The following is a 22,668-nucleotide window of genomic DNA, read 5'->3' as shown; positions in this document are numbered from 1 at the left end:
CTCAGGCCTCCACGGTCTGCAGGTCGGCGGGCGAGGACAGGGTGCCGCGGACGGCCGTCGCGGCAGCGACGGGGACGGACACCAGGTGGGTGCGACCGCCCTTGCCCTGGCGGCCCTCGAAGTTGCGGTTCGAGGTGCTGGCGCTGCGCTCCTGCGGAGCGAGGGTGTCCGGGTTCATGCCCAGGCACATGGAGCAGCCCGCGCCGCGCCACTCGGCGCCGGCCTCGATGAAGACCTTGTCCAGGCCCTCCTCGATGGCCTGGTTGCGCACGCGCACCGAGCCGGGGACGACCAGCAGGCGGGTGCCCTCGGCGACCTTGTGGCCCTTGATGATGTCGGCGGCGAGACGGAGGTCCTCGATCCGCCCGTTGGTGCAGGAGCCGACGAAGACGGTGTCGACCTTCACCTCGCGCATCGGGGTGCCCGCGGTGAGACCCATGTACTCCAGGGCCTTCTCGGTGGCGATCTTGTCGCTGGGGTCCTCGAAGTCCTCCGGGCTCGGGACGTTCGCGCCCAGGGGCACGCCCTGGCCCGGGTTCGTGCCCCAGGTGACGAACGGCGTCACGTCGGCGGCGTCGATCACGATCTCCTTGTCGAAGGTCGCGTCGGCGTCGGTGACGAGCGTCTTCCAGTGCTCGACAGCGGCGTCCCAGTCGGCACCCGTGGGCGCCTCGGGCTTGCCCTCGATGTAGGCGAAGGTCGTCGCGTCGGGTGCGATCATGCCGGCCTTCGCGCCCCACTCGATCGACATGTTGCAGACCGTCATGCGGCCCTCCATCGAGAGCCTCTCGATGGCCTCGCCGCGGTACTCGACGATGTAGCCCTGGCCGCCACCGGTGCCGGTCTGCGCGATCAGGTAGAGGATCAGGTCCTTCGCGGTGACGCCCTCGGCCAGCGCACCGTTGACGGTGACGGCCATGGTCTTCGGCTTGGCCTGCATCAGCGTCTGCGTGGCGAGGACGTGCTCGACCTCGGAGGTGCCGATGCCGAACGCGATCGCGCCGAAGGCCCCGTGGGTGCTGGTGTGCGAGTCACCACAGACGATCGTCATGCCGGGCTGGGTCAGGCCCAGCTGCGGGCCGACGACGTGCACGATGCCCTGCTCGATGTCGCCCAGCGGGTGCAGCCGTACGCCGAACTCCGCGGCGTTCTTGCGCAGCGTGTCGACCTGGGTCTTGCTCACCGGGTCGGCGATCGGCTTGTCCCAGTCCAGCGTCGGGACGTTGTGGTCCTCGGTGGCGAGGGTCAGGTCGGGGCGGCGTACCTTGCGACCTGCGAGGCGCAGGCCGTCGAACGCCTGCGGGCTGGTCACCTCGTGGATGAGGTGAAGGTCGATGTAGAGCAGGTCCGGCTCTCCGTCGACCGACCGGACGACGTGCTCGTCCCACACCTTCTCCGCCAGGGTCCTACCCATGACACCCTCCTGAAAATCGCTCTCGTCGCCCGGTCTGGGCCACCGATCAGAGCGTAGACCTTGCATCCCAACTTCTGAGACGGCAGTATTGCCATATGGACAACTCGAGCGGCGTCGGCGTACTCGACAAGGCGGCCCTGGTGCTCACCGCACTGGAGTCGGGACCTGCGACCCTGGCCGGCCTGGTGGCCGGCACCGGGCTCGCGCGTCCCACCGCGCACCGGCTCGCCGTGGCCCTCGAGCACCACCGCCTCGTGGCACGCGACATGCAGGGCAGGTTCGTCCTCGGCCCGCGGCTCGCCGAGCTCTCCGCCGCCGCCGGCGAGGACCGGCTGCTCGCCACCGCCGGCCCCGTTCTCGCGCGCCTGCGCGACATCACCGGCGAGTCCGCGCAGCTGTGGCGCCGTCAGGGTGACGCGCGCGTCTGCGTCGCCGCCGCCGAGCGACCCTCGGGGCTGCGCGACACCATCCCGGTCGGCTCGCAGCTGACCATGCGCGCCGGATCGGCCGCGCAGGTCCTGCTCGCCTGGGACGACCCCGAGCGCATCCACCGCGGCCTGCAGAACGCCGCGTTCTCCGCGGCCGAGCTCTCCGCGATCCGCCGGCGCGGCTGGGCCCAGTCGGTCGGCGAGCGCGAGCAGGGCGTCGCCTCGGTCTCCGCCCCCATCCGCTCCCCCGGCGGCAAGGTCATCGCCGCGGTGTCGGTGTCGGGGCCGCTGGAGCGGCTCTCCCGGCAGCCCGGCCGGATGCACGCCCCCGCCGTACTCGCGGCCGCGGAGCGGCTCTCGGAGTCGTTGCGGCGGGCTGCGGCCGAGTGACGCGAGACCCGGGTCCTGGCTCTCCGAGACCCGGATCCTCGCCGAAGGACGCACCCAGAGACGGGTCTCGCACGGCCAGAACCCGGGTCTCGCGGGCTAGAAGAGCTGGTCGGTGCGCTCCAGGTCCAGCAGCAGCTGCTTGCGGTCGATCCCGCCGGCGTAGCCGGTGAGGGTGCCGTCGGCGCCGATGACGCGGTGGCACGGGATGACGATCGGGATCGGGTTCGATCCGTTGGCCGTGCCGACGGCCCGCGACGCGGCGTTGGTCTTGCCCAGCCGGGCCGCGATCTCGCCGTACGACGCCGTCCGGCCGTAGTCGATCTTCAGCAGCTGCTCCCACACGCTGCGCTGCCACGCGCTGCCCGCGGGCGCGAGGGGGAGGTCGAAGGCGGTCCGGTCGCCGGCGAAGTACTCGGCGAGCTGGTCGGCCGCCGAGCGCAGCACGGGATGGTCGTCGGCCTGCGCCCCGCGGGGCCGACCGTCCTGGTCACGGAACGGGCTGAACTCGATCGCGGTGATCGCACCGTTCTGCTCGACGATCCGCAGCGGTCCGATCGGTGAATCGACGACGGTCCACATGTCAGCTCTCCTTGTTCGGGTCGGTGGTCCACAGGTGCAGCAGCGCGTAGGAGCGCCAGGGCGCCCAGCCCTCCGGGTCGGCGCCGGGCAGCGCCTCCAGCGCATGCCGCACGCCCAGGTCGGTGGGCAGGAAGATGTCGGGATCGCCCAGCGCGCGTAGGGCGATGTAGTCCGCGGTCCACGGCCCGATGCCGGGCAGGGCCAGCAGGTCGCGTCGTACGTCGGAGCGGGCCGGGCCGGGCTCCAGCACGAGATCGCCGGCGGCGAGCCGGGCGGCCAGACCGACCAGCGACCGGCCGCGCGAGCGCGGCATGGCGATCGTGGCCGGGTCGAGCGCCGCGAGCGCGTCTGCGGTCGGGAACAGATGCGTGAGGCCCGGGATGTCGGTCGTGATCTCCCGGCCGTGGGCGGCGACGAGACGCGCGGCGAGGGTGCGCGCCCCGGCGACGCTGACCTGCTGGCCGAGGACGGCACGGGTCGCGAGCTCGACCCCGTCGACGTGTCCGGGCACGCGCAGACCGGGGCGGCGCCGGACCCGTGGCCGCAGCGCGGGATCGGCCGACAGGTGCGCGTCGACGGCGACCGGGTCGGCGTCGGCGTCGAGGAGCCGGCGGGTGCGGGCGATCGCAGCGGAGAGGTCCCGCAGGTCGCCGAGCACGAACCGTGCGGGCACGAACGTCATCCCGCGCTCGGCCGCATCGGCGAGCTCGAGCCGGACCGTGCCGGGGCCGTGCGGCAGGTCCAGGGTGCGCGCGTACGTCGATCCCTCGGCGACCTCGATCCCCGGGACCGCCCGCAGCACCAGGAAGTCCAGCAGCGACCGGCCCGCGAACGGCGCCCGCACCGCGAGCCGGAGCTCGATCGCGTTGGCGGTCACTCCCCCGCGCCGGCCGCGCAGCGCGGTCGGGGTGGCGGCGTACACCTCGCGCACGGTGTCGTTGAACTGCCGCACGCTGCTGAAGCCGGCGGCGAACGCGATGTCGGCGAACGGCAGCGACGTGGTCTCGATCAGGATCCGCGCGGTCTGCGCGCGCTGGGCGCGGGCCAGCGCGAGCGGCCCGGCGCCGAGCTCGGCCGACACGACCCGGTTGAGGTGACGTGGGGCGTAGCCGACCCGGCGGGCGAGGCCCGGCACGCCCTCCCGGTCGACGACGCCGTCGAGGATGAGCCGCATCGTGCGGCCCGCGACATCGGCGGCCACGTCCCACTCCGGGCTGCCCGGCGTCGCGTCCGGCAGGCAGCGCTTGCAGGCGCGGTAGCCGGCGAGCTGCGCCGAGGCGGCGGTGCGGTGGAAGGTGACGTTGGCGCGCGCCGGCGTACGGGCCGGGCAGGAGGGTCGGCAGTAGATCCCGGTCGTGCGGACCGCGACGTAGAAGACGCCGTCGTAGCGACGGTCGCGCGACTCGAGCGCGGCGTACCGCGCATCGTCGACGGCGTCATCGCGGAGGACCTGGGTCATGGCTCCATCCTGCACCCCGCCACCGACATCTTCTGGCGGGAATCGGACATGGCTGCATTGCCCCACAAACGCTCACCGATCTGGGACTGTTACCGCATGGCAGACAACCCGAACCCGATCGACCTGATGCTCGCCGCCAGTGCGGCGGCGACCAAGCTCGCCACCGACACCATGCGCCTGGCGGCCTCGACGGCGATGGCGGGGGTCACCCGGCCCGAGGAGCTCGCCAGCCAGCTGTCGGGGCAGGTCGCCGATCTCGCGGGGACCGTGGCCGGCATGGCGTCGGCGTTCACCGGTCTCGCCGGGACGACCGCGCAGCCGCTGCAGGACTTCGTGGTCCGTCAGCGCGAGCTGGCCGACACCGTGGCCTCGCTGGCCGAGGCGCAGGCCCACCTCGCCGAGATCGTGTCAGGACTCGCGGACCGGCAGGCCGAGGTCGTCGCGGCGCTCGAGAACGTGACCGCGCCGCTGTTCCAGTTCATGGGGACCAAGCCGACGAAGCCGGCCCGCCCGCCCCGGCGTACGACGAAGCCGAAGGGGGACGAGACGGCCTGAGTCCGGCTCGAACCGGTCCCACCCGCGGCTGGTAGCGTCACGGCGCGATGACGATCGAAGAGCCGCGGGACGACCGGAGCGGAGCCCGGGGATCCACCGTCCGCCGGGGCAGGGTCGTTCTCGTGTGCGGTCTGCTCGCCTGCGTGGTCGTCGTACTGCTCAGCCCCTCGTTCGGCCGGGCGCGACCCAGCGGCTCCTACCGACCGCTGCTGCCACCGGACGCCCTCACGAACGGGTGCTACCCGCTGCCGGCCGGGGTCCGGCTCGATCTCCCCTACCAGGTACGCCGCGACGGCGACACTGTCGTCCCGGGCGAGGGCCGCCGGCGCAGGCTGGAGCTCCAGTACGACCTGATCGACGTCGGCCCCGCGACCTCCAGGCTGAGCGAGTCCTTCGTGCGCGCCGGCTTCCGGGAGACGGGGTCGAGCGCCGGCCCGACACCGGGCAGCCGGAGCATCCGGCTGGCCAGGAAGGGGATCGGCACGGTGAGCGCCGTCGTGACACCACTGAGCCCGTTGGGCAGCGACCAGATCGTCCGCGGGACCATCGTCCTCGACCTGCCGGTGGCCGCGCCGGCCTCCGACTCGCCGGTCTGCTCGGACCCCGGGTCGACCAAGCGCTACCCGACGGAGCCGACCCCATGATCACGTGGCTCCGGAGCGCCCCGCGCACCACCCGGATCCTGGTCGCTCTGTTCGCGGCCCACGTCGTGCTCGGGCTCGTCCTGCTCGCGTTCGTCTCGCAGGTCGCGCTGATCGGTGACCAGGTCTCCTACTGCGACGGGGCGATGGCGCTGTCCAACGTGGTCCGCGACCTGGCCGCCGGCGGACCCGTCCACCTCGGCGAGCTCCAGCGCAACCTCGTCGCGGGCGGCTGGTTCACCCCGGGCAGCAGCATCGCCCTGACTCCGTTGTACGTCGTGGACCCACACGCCTCGATGTTCGTGCTGCGGGCCTACCTCGGGGTCGTCAGCACCCTGCTGCTGCTGTTCACGGTGCTTCGAGTACGCCGGGTCCTGGGCGACCTCTCCGCGATCGTGCTCCTGGCGCTGGTCGGCCTGAGCCCGACGTGGGTGCTCTTCTCGATGGCGGCCTGGGGCGACACGCTCGCGGGCCTGCTCGCCACGATCCTGCTGATGGAGCTGATCACCCTCATGCGGGCCGTCCTCGCCGGCCGTTCCCCGCGCCTGCGCGACGGCATCCGGTTCGGCCTCGCCGCGGTCGCGATGGTCTACGCCCGGTCCAGCACCACGCTGATCGTCGCCGGCGTCGGTCTGGTCCTCGCGGTCACGGTGGTCGTCGCCCTGCGCGGCCGGGGTCGCTGGCGAGCGCTGCTCGCGTGCGCCGTCGCGGCCGGCACGTTCGGCGTGGTGCTGGCACCGTGGTCGGCGTTCGCGTCGTACACCCTGAAGGCGCCGGTGCTGACGACGACGACCGTGCCGGTCGTCATGTCCATCACGTTCGGTGACACCGATCGGGTCTGCTTCGGCCCCTGCGACCCGATGCTCAACCCCGGCACCAACACGGCGAACGTCTGGTTCCCTCCCATGCAGTACAGCCGCGAGGTCGCGCGCGCCACGGGCCGCAGCGAGGTCGAGGTCGAGAAGCAGATGTGGCCCTACGCGCGGACCTCCGTGACACCCCACAGCTACACCCGTGACGTCATCGCCGACTTCGGCCGGTACGCCGGTAAGCCCGCCTCCTTCGCGAAGCTGATGCTGCCGAGCGGGCCGCACGGTGTCGGCTACTGGCTCGTCTTCGTGCTCACCTACCTCGCCTGGATCCCGTTGCTCCTGGCGGCCTTCGCCCTGATCCTGAGACCCGTGCGCACCACCATCGACCACCAGATCGTCGCCCTGCTGACCTCGGTCTGTCTCGTCGCCCTGTTCACCCAGCCGTTCGTCCACGTGGGCTCGGGCCGCTACTGGACGACCGCGGCGCCACTGGCGGCGATCGGCCTCGCGCTGCTCCTCGAGGTCCGCGACACGCGCCGGCCGGCACCACGCCTCGCCGACGCGGAGTGGACCGCTCCGCCGGACCCGGACCCGTCCGCTGCGGGGACCCCGGTCCGGCGATGGCTCACGCTGGCGCAGTGGGGCCTCGCCGGTGTCGTCGCGACGGCGGTCGTGGTCGTGCTCGTGCTGGGGCTGGCATGAGCACCGGCCCGCGGCGCACGGTCGCCTACGTCCTCCCGGTCTACGACGAGGCCGAGGTCATCGCGGTGTTCCACGCCGCGCTGTGCACCGCGACCGAGGCCCGGCCCGATCTCGACTTCGAGTTCATCTACGTCGACGACGGCAGCAAGGACGGCTCCCTGGAGGCGCTTCTCGCCCTGCGCGCCGGGGACAGCCGCGTCACCGTGCTCGCGCTGTCCCGCAACTTCGGCCACCAGGTCGCGGTGACCGCCGGGCTCGACGCCGCCTCCGACGCGGACGCGGTGATCGTCATGGACACCGACCTGCAGGACCCGCCCGAGGTCAGCATGCAGATGATCCCGATGTGGGAGGACGGCGTCGACGTGGTCTACGCCCAGCGCCGCAGCCGCAAGGACGGTCCGTTCAAGCGGGCCACGGCGTACGGCTTCTACTGGGTGCTGGACCGGCTGGCCGAGATCGAGATCCCCCGCAACGTCGGCGACTTCCGCCTCATGGACCGTCGCGTCGTCGACGTCGTCAACCGCTACCGCGAGCAGGACCGCTTCCTGCGCGGGATCGTGGCGCACGCCGGCTTCCGGCAGGAGGCGCTGCTGTTCGACCGCGACGAGAGGTACGGCGGCCAGACCGGCTATCCCCTGCGCAAGATGATCCGGTTCGCGGCCAGCGGCATCATCGGCTTCTCGACGACACCGCTCAAGCTCATCTCCCGGCTCGGCTTCGCGATCTCCGGAATCAGCCTGCTGCTGGCCGGCTACGTCCTCGTCGTACGGCTGTTCTTCCCGCAGGACGCCGTGCCGGGCTGGGCGTTCCTGGGCGTCGGCATGTTCATGATGAGCGGGCTGCAGCTGATCATGATGGGCGTGATCGGCAGCTACCTCGGACGCGTGTACGTCGAGGCCCAGGATCGGCCGCTCTATGCGATCGCGCTGGTCGCCCGGACCGGCGCGGGCCGAGGTGGCTCGGGTGGACAGGACCGCGAGGAACGACCCTAGGTGACGCCTCGCGGGTGCACAGGTGACGCCTCGCGGGTGCAGAGGTGACGCCTCGCGGGCCGGGGTTCCGCCCACGGGTGGCGGGGTTTTCGTAGAGTTCGGGACGTGACCGATCTGCTCGAGCCCCGAAAGCGGCCAGCCCAGGAGCGCAGCAGGCTCAAGTTCGACCAGCTGCTGCAGGCCAGCCGCGACGTCTTGATGGATGTGGGCTTCGAGTCGTTCACGTGCGAGGAGGTGGCCCATCGGGCCGGCGTGCCGATCGGCACGCTCTACCAGTTCTTCGCCAACAAGTACGTCATCGTCTGCGAGCTCGACCGCGTCGACGCGGTCGCTGTCCAGGAGGAGCTGCGGGCGCTGGCCGAGCAGCTGCCGACCCTGGACTGGCTGGTGCTGGTCGACCGGCTGATCGACCACGTCGCCGAGCTGTGGCGCAAGGATCCCTCGCGACGCGCGGTCTGGCACGCCGTGCAGTCCACGCCCGCGACGCGCGCCACGGCCGCGGTGACCGAGCGCGAGCTCGCCGCCGAGGTCGCGCGGGTCCTCGCACCGCTCACGCCGGGTGTCCCGCGCGAGCGCCGCCGCATCTCCGCCGAGGTGCTGATCCATGTCGCGTACTCGATGTTCAACTTCTCCGTGCGCGACGGGCAGGAGCACGCGGAGGCGATCATCGAGCTGAAGCGGCTGCTCACCAGCTATCTCCTCGCCGCCGAGGCCGGGGACTAGGAGCTCCGGCGCTCCTCGAGCACCACGACGGCGATCGCGTGGTCGCCGTCGTGGCTGAGCGACACCTGGTGGTCGTACGACGCGAGCGCGTCGGCCACCTCGCCGTGCAGCACCAGCCGCGGCCGACCCCATGCATCCGTCGCCACCTCGATCTGCCCCAGTACGTCGTCCCCCGCCGGCGGCGCCTGCCCGAACAGGACCGAGGACCAGGCCTTCACGAGCGCCTCGCGGGCGCCCCACCGGGCCGCCCAGTACGCCGCGAGGCGGTCGCCGTCGAGCATCCGGCGTACGGCCTCGGCCCGCTCCCCCACGGTGAACACCGAGGGGAAGCGCGAGCCGGGCTGCGCGAGCTGCTCGGCGAAGCCGGGGACGTGCACCAGGTCGACGCCGAGGCCACTCACCACTCGTAGCTCCCGGTGGATGCGAGACGCGCGGTGTCGTCGAGGAGCACCGAGGCCTCGAGCTCCTTGGGCTCGCGGCCCTCGACGGTCTCACCGAGGCGGCGGTCGGAGCGCTTCACGAAGCCCGGCTCGCCGAGCATCGTCCGGGCGACCCGCACCGCACCGGCGACGCGACGGGCCCGCGCGGCGGCCCGGTAGGCCTCCTGCTGGTCCTCGGGCAGCGCGGCGACGAACACGTCGGGGTGGGCGATCGCCAGGATGCCCGCGACGTGGCCGAAGCCGAGGCTGGTGACCAGGCCGGCCTTGAGCGGGCCGGTCTCGATCGCCTCGCGGTGCCAGACCAGGTGCGGGTGCTGCTCGAGCACCGGGTCGACGCAGTCCAGGCTGCGGTTCGGCGGGATGACGCCGGCCGCGAGCGTCTGGCACAGGCCGATCACCTGGAAGGCGGCCGCGCCGCCCTTGGCGTGACCGGTCAGCGTCTTCTGCGAGATGACGTGCAGCGGGTTGCCCTCGCTGCGGCCGATGGCCGCGGCGAGCCGCTCGTGCAGGTCGGACTCGTTCGGGTCGTTGGCGGCCGTCGAGGTGTCGTGCTTGGACACCACCGCGACGTCGTCGGCGGTCAGGCCGTGGGCCTTCAGCGCCTTCGCCAGCGGCGAGTTGGCGCGACCGACGCCGGCGGCCAGCGCCCCGATGCCCGGAGCCGGGATCGAGGAGTGGATGCCGTCGGCGTACGACGCGGCGTACGCGACCACACCGAGGACGGGCAGGCCCATCCGGGCCGCGACCTCGCCGCTCGCGAGCAGCACCGTGCCGCCGCCCTGGGCCTCGACGAAGCCGCCGCGACGGCGGTCGTTGGCCCGGCTGAAGCGGTCGTCCGCGATGCCCTGGGCCCGCATGGCCTCGGTCTCGGCGGTGGCCGACATCGCGCCGAAGCCGATGATGCCCTCGTTGCTGAGGTCGTCGTAGCCGCCGGCGACCACGAAGTCGGCCTTGCCGAGCCGGATCTTGTCCGCGCCCTCCTCGATGGAGACCGCGGTCGTGGCGCAGGCCGCGACCGGGTGGATCATCGCGCCGTAGCCACCGACGTAGGACTGCATGACATGCGCGGCGACGACGTTCGGCAGCGCCTCCTGGAGCAGGTCGTTGGCGACCGGCTCGCCGAGCAGGGTGTCCAGGTAGAGCGACTGCATGGAGGTCATGCCGCCCATGCCGGTGCCCTGGGTGTTGGCGACCCGCGCCGGGTGGATCCAGCGCAGCAGCTCGGCCGGCGTGAACCCGCTCGCGAGGAACGCGTCGATGGTGCACACCAGGTTCCAGATCGCGAGCCGGTCGACGGAGTCGACCATCTCCTTGGGGACGCCCCAGGCGACCGGGTCGAAGCCGGTGGGGACCTGGCCGCCGACCGTGCGGGTCAGCTCCAGGCGCCGCGGGACGCGGATCTGGGTGCCGGCCATCCGGGTGACGGTCCAGCCCTCGTCGGTCTGCTCGATCCGGGTCTGCTCGGGGTGGCTGGCCTGCAGCGCGCGGGCCTCCGCCTCGGTGTCGACCGAGAAGGTCAGGTCCTGCTCGAGGAAGACGCCCACCAGCAGCGGCGCGCTGGCCTGCTCGAGACGGCCGTCGTCGGCGTACTGACGGATGCCGCAGCGGGACACGACCTCGTCGTGGTAGCGGTCGAAGATCTCGCCCTCGGCCACGGCGTCGTCGGAGGCGACGTCGCGCCAGGTGCGGGCCTTGTCGTCCCAGCGGACCAGCCCGGTCGCCCAGGCGAGCTCGAGCACGCCGGCGGCCGACAGGTCACCGACCTCGGCCTCGTAGCGGGTCCGCGAGGAGCCCCACGGACCGAGCTCGGCCGCACCCACGATGACGACCATGTCCTCCGGCGCGAGCGCCGGCCGGGCCACCTCGATGATCGCGGGGTCGACCAGCTGCGCCGGCGAGGCGGGCAGGGCCGCGATCGTCTCCGTCGTGTCCTCGGCCTCCTTCGCCCGCGCGTCGTGGGCGGCCTGGGCGGCCTCCGCCAGGTCCCGCATGCGTACGTCGGCAAGGCCCTCGGCGAAGTCGGCCTGCAGCGGCTGCTGCGCGGCCTGCTCGCGCGCCTCGGGGGTGCACAGCGCGAGCAGCGCCTGCGCCATCTCCTCGGGCGTCCAGACCCTCACGCCGGCCTCGCGGGCGGCGTCGACCATCGGGTCGTTGCCGCCCATCAGGCCGGTGCCGGCGACCCAGCCGATGACGGCGTGGGCGAGCGTGACGCGCTCGGGCCAGCCGCGCTCGGCCGACCACTTGGCGACGATCGCGTCGAGGGCGGCCTTGGTCTCGCCGTAGGCACCGTCGCCGCCGAACATGCCGCGGTTCGGGGAGCCGGGCAGCACCACGTGGACGCGCTGGTCGCCCCACTTGGCGCCGATGAGCCGCTCGACGGACCACAGCAGGATCCGCGCCTGCGCCTCGGCCCCGGCGCCGGCCTCGGAGAGGTCACCGGAGGCGGGGCCTGCGGCGAACGGGAACAGCAGCGTCGGGTGCAGCGCCGGCTTGATGACCTCGGTCTTCGGGCCGACGCGGCGGACCTGCTCGCCGCGGACCCAGTCGACGAGGGCGTCGACGTCGGCGTACGACGCCAGGTTGGCCGGGACCACCCACAGCGTCGCGCCGACCCGGGCGGTGCGGGCGTAGAGCTCGCGGAACCGCTGGATGCGTGCCGGGGAGGTGCTGGACGTGGTCGCGACGACGGTCGCGCCGCCGGCCAGCAGCTCGGCGACGATGCCCTCGGCGATGGAGTCGGGGCCGGCGCCGGTCACGACCGCGACCTCGTCGGTCCAGGTGCCGGGCGTGGTGTCGAGGGCCTGCTCGGCGAGGTGGTCCAGGCCGTGCCAGCGGGCGATCGAGGCGACGGCCTCACCGGCGCCGGTGAGGTCCGGCGTCAGCGCCTCGCCCCGGGCGATCCGCACCACGTCGGTGCGGGCGCTGGCCCAGCGGTCGTCGAAGAGAACCGCGCGGCGCCCGTCGAAGGCGGGCCTGGTGAGCCGCATCCAGTCCGAGCCGAGCTCGGCCTCGACCCGGGCGACGACGGCCCGGGCCTCCTCGTCGGCGCCGGCGGTCGCGGCGACGGCGGGGGCAGAGCCGAGCCGGTCGAGGATGGTGCGGGCGGAGGCGACGAGCGCGTCGGTGATGCCCCCGGTGAGCTCGGCGGCCGCGGCGGCGTCGATCGTGCCGCCGCCCTCGCCACCGGCGCTCGGGATGGCCACGGCCACGCCGCGGCGGCCGGCGACGGACTGGACGGCCGCGTCGATCGCGCTGTCGAGGTCGCTGATCGCGCTCTCGCGGGTGCTGAGCGCGAGCTCGGCGAGGACGTGGGTGCCCCAGCCGGAGCCGAGCTGCCAGGTCTGCGTGACGCGGTCGGTCACCGTGGACTGGCGCGCGCCCACCGGGCCGAGCACCTTCTTCAGGTGGTCGCCGATGGCGGTCGTCAGCACCGGGCCGAACGGCTTGTAGGAGCGGGCGAGGCCCTGCACCTGGCCGGTGAGCTGGCCGATCGGCGCCTCGGCGGCGCCGTCGATCGCACCCAGGCCGAGCTCCGCACCGAGGTCCATGAGCAGCTGGTTGCGACGCGAGGACGCACCGTCGGTCAGCGACTCGATGCTGTCGGTGGCGGCCAGGTCGGCCGGGTGGGTCTTGGTCCACCAGGCCAGCAGCAGGGTGGTCGCGTCGGCGGCGGTGAAGGCGATGTCGTCGACCGAGCCGGCAGCAGCGGCCGGGGCCGCGGGAGCGGGCGCGGCGGGGGCGGCCGGGGCGGCCGCCTGCGCGGCTGCCGGGGCGGCCTCGGCGACGGGCTCGTCGTCGACGACGACCTCGTCCTCGTCACGGCCGAAGACGACGTTGGCGTCGCGCTCGAGGTTGAGCACCTCCACCGGGCCGGCGAGGGTACGGCGTACCTCCGGCAGCTTCAGCGTCTGCGCGGCGATGTTGGCGAGGGTCGGCGCCGAGCCCACCCCGATCTCGACCAGCCGCTCGACGCCCATGCCGCCGTCGGCGGGGTCGGCGAAGAACAGGTCCTGGGTCTCGATCCAGCGCACCGGGCTGGCGAACTGCCAAGCCAGCAGCTCGACCAGCAGCAGCCGGCACAGCTCGCCGTCGCGGCCCTGCCAGGCGTCGAGGTCCTCGAGCGCTGCGGAGATCGCCTCGGCCGGGGCGACCTCGACGATCGCCTCCAGGAACGCGCGGTCCAGGGCGAACGGTCGGGCGACCAGGTTCGGCACGTAGCGGCCGACCAGCAGGCCCGGGTCGATCGCGGCGGGCAGCAGGTCGTCCAGCTTCTGCCGGAAGTCGGCCACCCCGTCGGCGAGGACGCGGGAGTGGAACGGCACGTCGATGCCGGGCACCAGGACGAACGCGGCCTTGCCGCCGAACGCCGCACGGCGCTTCTCGATCTCGGCCTCGAGCGCCTTCATGCCGGCGACCGTGCCGGCGATGGCGTACTGCGAGCCGCGCAGGTTGAGGTTCGCGATCTGCAGGAACTCACCCGTGGTCGCCGAGATGCCGTCGATGAACGCAGCGACCTCGTCGTCGGCGATGTCGCACTGGGCCGGGCGGATCGCGGCGAGCCGGTAGTCGCTGCGGCCCTGGGCGTCACGCGGGACCAGGGTGTGCATGACCGAGCCGCGGCGGAACACGATCTCCACGACGGCCTCGAGCTCGAGGACGCCGGAGACCGCGGCGAGCGCGTTGTACTCACCGACGGAGTGACCCGCGATGATCGCGTCGTCGATCGCCACGCCGGCCTCGATCATCTCGGCCATCTGCGCCGAGCCGAGGACCGCCATCGCGACCTGGGTGAACTGCGTCAGGAACAGCACGCCGTCGGGGTGCCGGTGCCAGGTGCCGTCCACGAGCAGCTCGGTCGGGTTGTCCTTGACGACCCGCAGCACCGAGAAGCCGAGGACCTCGCGGGTGTGCTTGTCGGCACGGTCCCAGATCGCCTTGGCGGCGGCCGAGCGGGCGTAGCCCTCCATGCCCATGCCCTGCTTCTGGATTCCCTGGCCGGGGAAGACGTACGCCGTGCGCGGGGCCGCCACGCGGGCGGTGGCGCTCATGACGAGGGTCGAGCCGTCCTCACCGAGGGTGCTGGCCTGGACCTCGACGATCTCCTCGCCCTGCGCGAAACCGACACGGGTCAGGACCAGGTCGACCTGCGCGCCCGGGCGGACCGGCGCGAGGAAGCGGGCGGTCCAGCCGGACAGCGGGCGGCCGAGGGTCTCGACGAGCGCACGCTGGGCGGTGGCGGAGAGCCACATGCCGTGCACGATCGGACCGCCGAGGCCGGCGAGCCGCGCGACGGCGGTGCTGGTGTGGATCGGGTTGTGGTCGCCGGTGACCTGGGCGAAGGCGTTCAGGTCGGTCGGCGCGGTGACGGTGACGCGGCCGCGGGTGCGACGGGTGGTCTGCGCGACCTCCTCGGCACCGCCGGCCACGGCCGGGTCGGTGAGCGGGGTCTTCGTCGTACGGCCCCGGATCGCGAAGCGCTCGGTGAGGCGGGCCTCGCCGATCGCGACCTCGACGGTGGCCACGCGGCCGACCTCGGTGTCGGTGACGTCGACGAGCTCGGCGCTGATCGCCGGCGCGACGGGCGCGGCCGGGACGGTGCCGGTGAAGGAGTGGTCGAGGTGGACCAGGTCGAGGAAGCCCTCGGCCACGTCGGAGCGCTCCGACAGGGTGGCGAAGACCGTCGGCCAGGCGAGGCCGACGAGGACGTCCGGGACGGCGTCGACGCGGGTGCCGCCGACCGAGGTGACGGCCGCGTGCGCGGCGACCAGGCCCTCGGTGAGCTCGGTGGTGCCGCCGGCGGCGAGCGCGAGCAGGTCGCGCATGGCCTCCGCGGGCTCGTCGACGACGATCGCGGCACCGGTGGCGGCGTCGCCGGCCAGCAGGCGCAGGCGCAGCTCGCCCCGCTGGAGCCGAACGGTCAGCACGCCGTGGTCTCCGTCGACGACGAGCGCGGCGCCGGTCTCGGCGTTCTCCGCACGGTCACCGGTCACGGTCCAATCGCCGATCCGACGGACCGGGTTGACCACGGTGCGGCCGGCCCAGACGGCGTCCGGCGCGGCGAGGAGTACGCCGAGCAGGCCGGCCGCGCCCTCGGCGCGACGGCGCCCGGGGACGTCGATGACGGCCTCGTCGACCGCGTCGACGACGGCGGCCTCGAAGCGGTCGAGCAGCTCGGCGACGGGCTCGTCGGCGCGGGTGATGCCGGCGACGGCCACCGGGCCGGGGATGACCGCGACGGCGTCGGCCGGGTAGCGGTCGTCGTGGGCCTGCCACAGCGAGTCGGAGCGGTACCAGCGACGGACGTCGCCGTCCAGCACCGGAACGAACGGGACGGGCTTGCCCGGGCGGGCGCACACGTCGAGGAAGAACGGCAGGTCGGCCGGGTGCAGCTGCACCTCGGCGGCCGCCGGGTAGGCACCGAGCAGCACCTCGAGGGCGGCGGCGCCGTCCGCGACGTCGGCCGGGGCCGCGAACAGGGTCGGGATGTCGCCGTGGTCGACCTCGGACAGGCGCGCCTCGGCGCGCTGCAGCAGCTCGTGGAAGCGGTCGCGGATGGTGACGTCCATCCAGGCCGGGGTGCCGGCCAGCTCAAGGAAGCGCTGCAGCCACTGGGCGTAGGTCATCGTGGTGACGTCGCCGAAGAAGGGCTTGGCGGTGAGCGCGAGCGCGGCCTCGATCTCGTCGCGGCGCTCGGCCACGGCCTCGGCATCGCCGGCGACCTGGTCGAGCAGCCGTCCGCAGCGAGCGGCGGCGTTGTCGATCTCGTGGATGTCGGCGCCGAGCTGGCTGCGGCCGGAGGTGACCCCGCCGCTGACCTCGCCGGCCCTCACCCACTGGTCGGTGCCGGGGGTGTCGACGAGCAGCTGCTTGACCTGCGGCGACGTGGTCGCCTCGAGGCAGGCCATGGCGGCCGTGCCGACCAGGATGCCGTCGAGCGGCATGCGGGGCTCGGCGTACTGCTCGCTCCAGGCGCCGCTGATGTAGGCGGCCGCGGCCTCGGGGGTGCCGATGCCACCGCCGACGCAGACCACGACGTTGTCGCGGCGGCGCAGGTCGGCGTACGTCGCGAGCAGGAGGTCGTCGAGGTCCTCCCACGAGTGGTGGCCACCGGCCTTGCCGCCCTCGATCTGGACGATCACGGGGACGGGCGCGACGGCGTCGGCGATCTTGAGGACCGACTTGATCTGGGCGACGGTGCCGGGCTTGAAGACGACGTACTCGATGCCACCGGCGCGCAGCTCCTCGACCAGCGCGGCGGCCTCGTCGAGCTCGGGGACGCCCGCGGTCACGATGACCGCGTCGAACGCAGCACCGGCGGCGCGGGCCTTGGGGACGAGCCGCTGCGAGGCGACCTGGAGGCGCCACAGGTACGGGTCGAGGTAGAGGGAGTTGAAGGCCGCCGTACGGCCCTCGTCGAGCAGCTCGCCGAGGCGAGCGACGTTCTCGTTGAACACCGGCTCGGTGACCTGGCCACCGCCGGCGAGCTCGGCCCAGTGGCCGCCGTTCGCGGCCGCGGCGACGATCGCCGGGTCGACGGTGGTCGGCGTCATGCCGGCGAGCAGGATCGGCGAGCGGCCGGTCAGGCGCGTGAACGCGGTCTCGGCGTGCACCCGGCCGTCCGGGGTGCGGACGACGGCGGGGGCGAAGCGCGCCCAGCCGCGCGGCTGCTGCGGGGCGGCACCGACGACGGTCAGCTCACGCAGGCCCTTCGGCGTGGCCGGGGCCAGCGTGCCGATGCCGTACGCCGCCGCGAGCTCGTGGGTGAAGCCGGAGATCAGGTCGCTGGGACCGAGGTCGACCAGCCAGCGGGCGCCGGCGTTCGCGAGGCGGGCGACCTCGGCCGGCCAGTCGAGGGGCTCGACCAGGATGGTGCGCGCCAGGCGCTCGGCCCGGTCGGCGTCGAGGCCGGAGCGGGCGGCCCAGTCGCGGACCAGGACGACGGCGGCCTCCATCTCGGGGTGGTGGAAGGCGGCGCCGGCGCTGATCGGCTCGGCGACCGCCCCCTTGGGCAGCGCCTCCTGCAGCCGGGCGAGGCCGCGCGGCGTACCGGACACGACGGTGCTGGTGCGGCCGTTGCGGACGTTGGCGACCAGGCGGCTCGAGGCCGGCAGGGTCGCGATGATCTCGGCGACCTCGGCCTGCGGCAGCGCGACGTGCAGCATGGTCTCGCCGGCCAGGCCGGCGGCCGGGGCGACGCGCTGCGACGCGGCACCGAGCAGGCGGGCCAGCGCGAGGATCTCGGACGGCTCGGCGCCGTCGACCAGCTCGACGGCGAGCAGGCCCTGCGAGTGACCGATCGCCGCGACCGCACCGCGCGGGTCGAGGCCGAGGCGGCGCACGGCGCGCAGGGCGGCGGCCTGGGTGAGCAGCACGCCCGGGAGGGCGTACGCCGGCTGCAGCCGCGCGTCCGCGTCCGGGATCGCCGGGGTGGCGATGCCCGGGGCGTCCTCGTCGTCGACGTCGACGGAGGCGGAGGAGGCGGCGAGGTGGGCGTCGACCCAGCGCAGCGGGGTGAAGGAGGCGGCGGTCGGGCCCATCTCGTCGATGACCGGCGCGAGCAGGGCGTCGCTCGCGACGACGAGCGCGTTGAGGTCGAGCGCGTGGGTGCGGATCAGGTCCGCGAGCGAGACCAGCCAGTCCGCGCCCTGGCCGCCGAAGCCCACGGCGTACGGGGTTCCGGCGGCGAGGCGGTCCAGGAGGCGCTTGGGCCGTCCGCCGGCAGCGGTCTCGGCATGGGCGTGCTCGGCACGGTCGGCCTGCCCGTCGAGGGCGGGGTGGGCACTGGCGTCGATGGCGTCACTGGTCACACACACCATGAGAACAGAACGTGAGGCAATCCTCAAATCTTTCGTGAGGAGTTTCTCATGTTTTTACATGGCGGTCGCCTCCCGACCCCGGGATGTCACACGCCGGGGCGCTCACCTTTCGTTCGCGAAATACTGGAACGCCGCCCAGAAGTAGGGGTGCGGGTGCTCCGCCGCCACGGCGCGCTGGGCGTCGGCGAGGGCGGTCCGCGGGTGCCGTCCCTGGGCCAGGGCCTCGTAGAAACGGGTCATCAGCTGCAGCGTGACCATGTCGTCGACCGGCCACAGCGACGCGACCACCCCCTGCGCCCCCGCCAGCAGCGCCGCCCAGACCAGCCCGATCGGGTCCGGCATCCGGTCCGAGGACCTTCCGGAGACGCAGGCGCTGAGCACGACCACCCGTCCGGTCAGCACCACCTGCCCGTTGATCAGGTCCGCGGCGCGCAGCCAGCCGTCACCGAGGTGGACGGCGGAGTAGAGCGGGTTGCCGCGCCGGAAGCGGCCGTGCGCGGCGATGTGGACGACGTCCACCGCGTCGGCCCGCTTGGCGAGCACGGTCGTGGTGGCGTCGCCGTCGACGTACACCTCCGCGCCCGGGAGCGTCTGCGCGATCATCGCCGCCTCCCGGCCGATCCCCGGTGCGTCGTCGTCGGGTACGGCCAGCACCAGGGTGGCCACCGGCGCCGCCGCGGCGACCGGCTCGGGACAGGGGCCCTGACCGACGCCGGGGAGGCGCTCGCGCCAGGGGGCACCGCGGCTGAGCAGCGCGGCGCCCGGCAGTGCGTGCAGGTGCCGGTGGCCCAGGACCTGCAGGGGCTCGTCGCCGAGGTCGGCCAGCCAGTCCTCGACCGGCGCCACGAGCAGGTCGTACAGCGCATCCAGCACCGCCGACCCGGCGTCGCCGTCGCGCGGCCCGGTGGCGGCCATCAGGATGCACTCGTGCTGCCAGGCGGTCGTCAGCCGCGCCGACTCCGCCGCGACGCCGCGCAGGATGGTCCCGGACACGAAGCCGTCGCGCAGCACGAAGCAGGCGATGTCGGCGCCGAGGACGTAGTACTCGATGCCCGCCGCCTGCGGGACCGGCGGAGCGGCCTCGGTGACGATCGGGATCGAGCCGGTCGCCGTCCGGCTCAGGGCCCGCTCGAGCAGCTCGTCGAGGCCGAGGCACACCGCGGCGGGATCCGTCTCGCCGTCGACCCGCCACCGGTCGGAGTGGCGGTGCAGCACGGTCAGCGAGACGCGCTTGGCACGGCGCACCCGGGTCCACGCCTCGGTGACGCTGGCGTGCCCGCCGTCCTCGAGCAGCATCCGCACCAGCAGGTCGGTGGCGTCGCCGGCCGGCGAGTGGCCCTGCATGCCCGGGAGCTGGTTGTGCGCCGGGGACCCGACGAACTCCGCGGCGGCGCGCAGCTCGTCGAGGGCCTCCTGGAGGGCGCCGGTACGCCGGAGGTGGCGGGCCCGCTCGATGCGGAGCCGGATCCGCAGCTCGGGCTGCCCGAGCCGGTCGGCGATCGCGGCGGTATCGGCGATGAGCTCCTCGGCCTCGTCGAGGTCCTCGGTCGTGCGCACGATGAGCAGCTGCGCCCAGGCGCGGTTCGGTGGCGAGGCGGTCGCGTCGCGCAGCTGCCGGGCGATGGCGTCGGCCGTCTCCTGGTCGCCCTCGGCGTACGCCACGGCGGCCTGGAGCAGCCGCGCCTGCTCGGCGGCCTGGACGAACTCGCAGCGGCGGGCGATCGCGGCGGCCGAGGCGAGCGCCTGGTGGGCGGCCTCGAAGCGGCCGATCCGGATCGCGGCCCGCGCCAGCGCGAGCTCGGACATGGCCGCGGAGCCGAGGTGGGCCATGTCGCGGAACGCGTCCCGCGCGGCGATCGCGGCAAGGCATGCCTCGTCGCCCAACCCGGCCCCGAGCAGCGCGCCGGACCGGGCCAGGTCGTGCTCGGCGATGGTGCGCGGGTGGCCCTCGAGTGCCGGCCGGACCGCCTCCAGCAGCTCCATCGCGGGGATGGCCCGGCCGATCCCGGTGAGGGCCTCGGCGATCGCGACGACGACCCGGTCGGCCCACACCTCGGCCCCGATGCTGAGGAACTGCGAGCGGCTGCGCGACAGCTGCTCGATCCCGCGATGCACCATGCCGGCCAGCAGCATCTTGCGCCCCCGCAGGTAGCCCACCTGAGCGACCTCGAACGGGTCGCCGATCAGCCGGGCCAGCTCGTCGGCGAGGTCGAGCGAGCGGACCCCGGCCGCGAACTCACCGGTGATCGCGAGGGCCGCGCCGAGCTGCCGGTGGGCGTGGAGGTGGAGCCGGGTCGCGAGCTCCTCGTCGAGCCGGCTCTCCCCCTCGAGCCCGTCGAGGACACCGCGGACGATGGTGATGACGTCGCGGTACTCGCCGGCGACCAGCAGCGCCGACGTACGGCCCAACAGCGCGCGGCGCTCCTCGAGGGGCAGTCCGACGGTGAGCGCGGCCAGGCGCGCCCGCTGGAAGCGGTGGATGGCCTCGCCGACCTCGCCGCGCTCGACGGCGATCGTGCCGAGCAGGGTCTCGATCTCGACGGTCGCCTGGTCGTTCGCCGATCGGTCCGGGTGCGCGCTCGCCCGGTCGAGCAGCAGCCGCGCGCCCTCCGGGTCGCGCGCCAGCTCGCTCGACGCCTCCGCGATGAGCTCCTCCAGCGCGGACACCTCCCGCCACCCCCCGGTCGGCATCTGAGGTCCGCTACTGCAGGCCGAGATCGGCGCTGAGGCGTACGTCGCCGACCGAGATCCGTATCTCGTCCGCACTCAGCGGTACGTCGAGGAGCTCGAACCGGCCGTGCGCCCCGAGCGGGGCCATCCGGCGGGCGACCCCACCCTCGGTCACGGTCACCGACCCACCGCCGGTCACGTCGTCGAGCAGCACCAGCCCGTAGAGATCCACCGCCGCCGGGCTCGCCGAGCGGCGTACCTCCAGCACGAAGCGGCCCTCGGCGGCCTCGAAGGCCAGGTAGCGCTCCCCGGCGCCGGCATCGAGGCGGGCGCCGGCGATCCGGCCCTCGGCGGTGTCGTGGAGCAGCCGGGCCACGGACCAGTCGGCCGTCCCCGCACGGCCCGCGGGGAAGAGTGCCCGGAGCCGGTCGCGCAGCTCGGCCGGCGGCTCGACCAGCGGCAGTGCGGCAGCGGCCTGCCCGAAGTCCCGGATCCACGCGACGGCGTCCGCGGCGGCCCCGTCGGCGCGCACGTGTGCGGCGACGAGCGCAGCGCGGTCCTCGTCGAGCCTGCCCTCGACCCAGTCGACCAGGTCGGCGAAGGAGGGGGTGCGACTCACCACGGCCCGTCCTCGGTCAGGATCGCCCGGAGCTTCTCCAGGCAGCGGCCGCGCAGCGGGCCGATGCCGCCGATGGAGCGGCCCATCCGGGCCGCGATCTCGGCGTAGCTGGGCGCCTCCGCCTCGAGGTAGAGGGCCTCGAGCAGCCGCTTGCAGGTGCCCCCGAGCTCGCTGAGGGCGTCGTGCAGCGCCATCACGGAGTCCCAGTCGGCGAGCGGCTCCTCGGCGGTCTCCGGGAGGGCGTCGAGGTCGACCTGGGTCCGCGCGCGGTTGCGCACCCGCCAGGACTGCCGGCGCGCCACGGTCATCAGCCACGAACCGAGCCGGTCCTCCTCGCGCAACCGCTCCAGGGAGTCGATGAGTGCGACGAAGGTGGCCTGCGTGACGTCGGCGGCGTCCTCGGAGCTCAGCCCGTTGCGGACCGCGACCGAGTAGACGAGTCGTTCGTAGCGGGTGACCAGGATGTCCCAGGCCTCGGCGTCACGGCGTCGGCACCGGGCCAGCAGCTCGGCGTCGGTCGGCGCGACGTCGGTCTGCTGGGCGATCATCGATCGGAACGGGATGACCTTCCCCTGTGTCGGCGGGGAGGCTTCCGCGGGAGGCGCGGGGAGCGCGGCCTCTCGAGCAATATTCATGTGGCGTTTTCCTGTGGTCGTCGAGTCGGCGCAGGACGACGCACCCGAGTGTGCGGCGAGCTGTCAATGTGGTTCCCGAGCACCATCCCCCAACCCGGACAGGACTTTCGCCACGGCCGATTCCGGAAGGTGCAGGTATGTATAGGACTAGACGAGCGTACGTCCGGAATGTCACGCGAATTCCACGCGATTACCCCGTTTGTGGCTCGAAACGCCAAACTTTTACCTTTGTACCGTAACGACACGCCGGACGACCGTGTTCAACGGTCGACGCGGTCCAGCGCCCTCCGAAACGCGGCGTACGCCGAGATCTCCTGCTGAATCGGTAGCACCACGCTCTGCTCGACGACCCGCCCGATCGTGCGCCCCACGGTCGCCCCGACCTGCCCGGACCACCGGTGCGCGGCCCGGTCGGCGGCCCGTCGTCCCGCGCCGGCGACCACCGCCACCAGCCCGAGACCGACGGCCGCGAGGACGACGGGAGGCGTGACTCCGGCGCCCGCGAGCAGCGCACGGACCGTCGCTCCCACGCCGGCCAGCGCGAGCAGGACCGCGACCACCTGCGCCGCCCGGTTGCCTGCTCCGAGCCCGGAGGGTGCGGGCACGCGCAGGGCGGCCAGGTCGGCCTCGACCCGCTCGCTGAGCGCCGCCGGACGCTGCGCGGTCCGCTCCCGGATCGGCTCGGCCCATCCGGGCGCGAGGGAGCCGCACACCTGGTCGATCAGGGCGCGGACGGCCGTGCCCACCGACGGGCGGTCGACCGCGCCGAAGCGGGCTGCGGGCGCCTCGCCGC

15 protein-coding genes are annotated in these 22,668 nt (G+C 73.7%); 6 read left to right on the top strand and 9 right to left on the bottom strand.

The window, feature by feature from the left end; translation table 11 throughout:
- Window position 1: 1 nt before the first annotated feature.
- Window positions 2-1,414, bottom strand: a complete 1,413-nt coding sequence (gene leuC / locus ACYU8V_RS06940; protein WP_460846171.1) for a 3-isopropylmalate dehydratase large subunit — start codon at window positions 1,412-1,414, stop codon at window positions 2-4.
- A gap of 95 nt (window positions 1,415-1,509) precedes the next feature.
- On the opposite strand from leuC, the gene ACYU8V_RS06935 reads away from it, so the two are divergent.
- Entirely contained in the window at window positions 1,510-2,232 is a 723-nt protein-coding gene (locus tag ACYU8V_RS06935; protein ID WP_460791611.1) for an IclR family transcriptional regulator, read from the top strand.
- Between the two features lie 96 nt (window positions 2,233-2,328).
- On the opposite strand, the gene ACYU8V_RS06930 is transcribed toward ACYU8V_RS06935, so the two are convergent.
- Window positions 2,329-2,811 (bottom strand): methylated-DNA--[protein]-cysteine S-methyltransferase, encoded by a 483-nt coding sequence (locus tag ACYU8V_RS06930; protein ID WP_460846169.1) that lies wholly within the window; start codon window positions 2,809-2,811, stop codon window positions 2,329-2,331.
- Between the two features lies 1 nt (window position 2,812).
- Window positions 2,813-4,270: an AlkA N-terminal domain-containing protein gene (locus tag ACYU8V_RS06925; protein WP_460846167.1), complete on the bottom strand. Its 1,458-nt coding sequence runs from the start codon at window positions 4,268-4,270 to the stop codon at window positions 2,813-2,815.
- A gap of 96 nt (window positions 4,271-4,366) precedes the next feature.
- Here ACYU8V_RS06925 and ACYU8V_RS06920 point away from each other — a divergent pair, with 96 nt between their 5' ends.
- From ACYU8V_RS06920 to ACYU8V_RS06900, 5 genes are all read left to right on the top strand, one after another.
- On the top strand, window positions 4,367-4,825 hold the full coding sequence (locus tag ACYU8V_RS06920; RefSeq protein WP_460846165.1) for a hypothetical protein: 459 nt from the start codon (window positions 4,367-4,369) through the stop codon (window positions 4,823-4,825).
- Window positions 4,826-4,947: 122 nt separating this feature from the next.
- Entirely contained in the window at window positions 4,948-5,469 is a 522-nt protein-coding gene (locus tag ACYU8V_RS06915) for a hypothetical protein (protein ID WP_460846163.1), read from the top strand.
- Window positions 5,466-6,980 (top strand): hypothetical protein, encoded by a 1,515-nt coding sequence (locus tag ACYU8V_RS06910; RefSeq protein WP_460846161.1) that lies wholly within the window; start codon window positions 5,466-5,468, stop codon window positions 6,978-6,980. The genes ACYU8V_RS06915 and ACYU8V_RS06910 overlap by 4 nt, the downstream gene beginning before the upstream one ends.
- The gene (locus tag ACYU8V_RS06905) at window positions 6,977-7,972 is read left to right on the top strand and encodes a glycosyltransferase family 2 protein (protein WP_460846160.1); all 996 of its coding nucleotides are present in this window, start codon (window positions 6,977-6,979) and stop codon (window positions 7,970-7,972) included. The genes ACYU8V_RS06910 and ACYU8V_RS06905 overlap by 4 nt, the downstream gene beginning before the upstream one ends.
- 105 nt (window positions 7,973-8,077) lie before the next feature.
- Window positions 8,078-8,695, top strand: a complete 618-nt coding sequence (locus ACYU8V_RS06900) for a TetR/AcrR family transcriptional regulator (RefSeq protein WP_460846157.1) — start codon at window positions 8,078-8,080, stop codon at window positions 8,693-8,695.
- Here the strand turns inward: ACYU8V_RS06900 and acpS are convergent.
- From acpS to ACYU8V_RS06870, 6 genes are all read right to left on the bottom strand, one after another.
- Entirely contained in the window at window positions 8,692-9,096 is a 405-nt protein-coding gene (acpS, locus tag ACYU8V_RS06895) for a holo-ACP synthase AcpS (RefSeq protein WP_460846155.1), read from the bottom strand. The genes ACYU8V_RS06900 and acpS overlap by 4 nt on opposite strands.
- The gene (locus tag ACYU8V_RS06890) at window positions 9,093-17,942 is read right to left on the bottom strand and encodes a fatty acid synthase subunit beta domain-containing protein (protein ID WP_460846154.1); all 8,850 of its coding nucleotides are present in this window, start codon (window positions 17,940-17,942) and stop codon (window positions 9,093-9,095) included. Before ACYU8V_RS06890 ends, acpS begins: the two co-directional genes overlap by 4 nt.
- A gap of 111 nt (window positions 17,943-18,053) precedes the next feature.
- Complete coding sequence (locus ACYU8V_RS06885; protein ID WP_460846153.1) at window positions 18,054-20,642, bottom strand: CHAT domain-containing protein; 2,589 nt, start codon at window positions 20,640-20,642, stop codon at window positions 18,054-18,056.
- A 10-nt stretch (window positions 20,643-20,652) separates the two neighbouring features.
- Window positions 20,653-21,240: a hypothetical protein gene (locus ACYU8V_RS06880; protein WP_460846152.1), complete on the bottom strand. Its 588-nt coding sequence runs from the start codon at window positions 21,238-21,240 to the stop codon at window positions 20,653-20,655.
- The gene (locus tag ACYU8V_RS06875) at window positions 21,237-21,788 is read right to left on the bottom strand and encodes an RNA polymerase sigma factor (protein WP_460846150.1); all 552 of its coding nucleotides are present in this window, start codon (window positions 21,786-21,788) and stop codon (window positions 21,237-21,239) included. Before ACYU8V_RS06875 ends, ACYU8V_RS06880 begins: the two co-directional genes overlap by 4 nt.
- Window positions 21,789-22,135: 347 nt before the next feature.
- Window positions 22,136-22,668, bottom strand: a 533-nt coding sequence (locus tag ACYU8V_RS06870; protein WP_460846148.1) for a hypothetical protein, incomplete at its 5' end; no start/stop codon positions are given.

The organism is Nocardioides ultimimeridianus, assembly GCF_054777895.1.
Note: the sequence above shows the minus strand (reverse complement) of the source record. Positions and strands in the feature narration are given on the sequence as shown.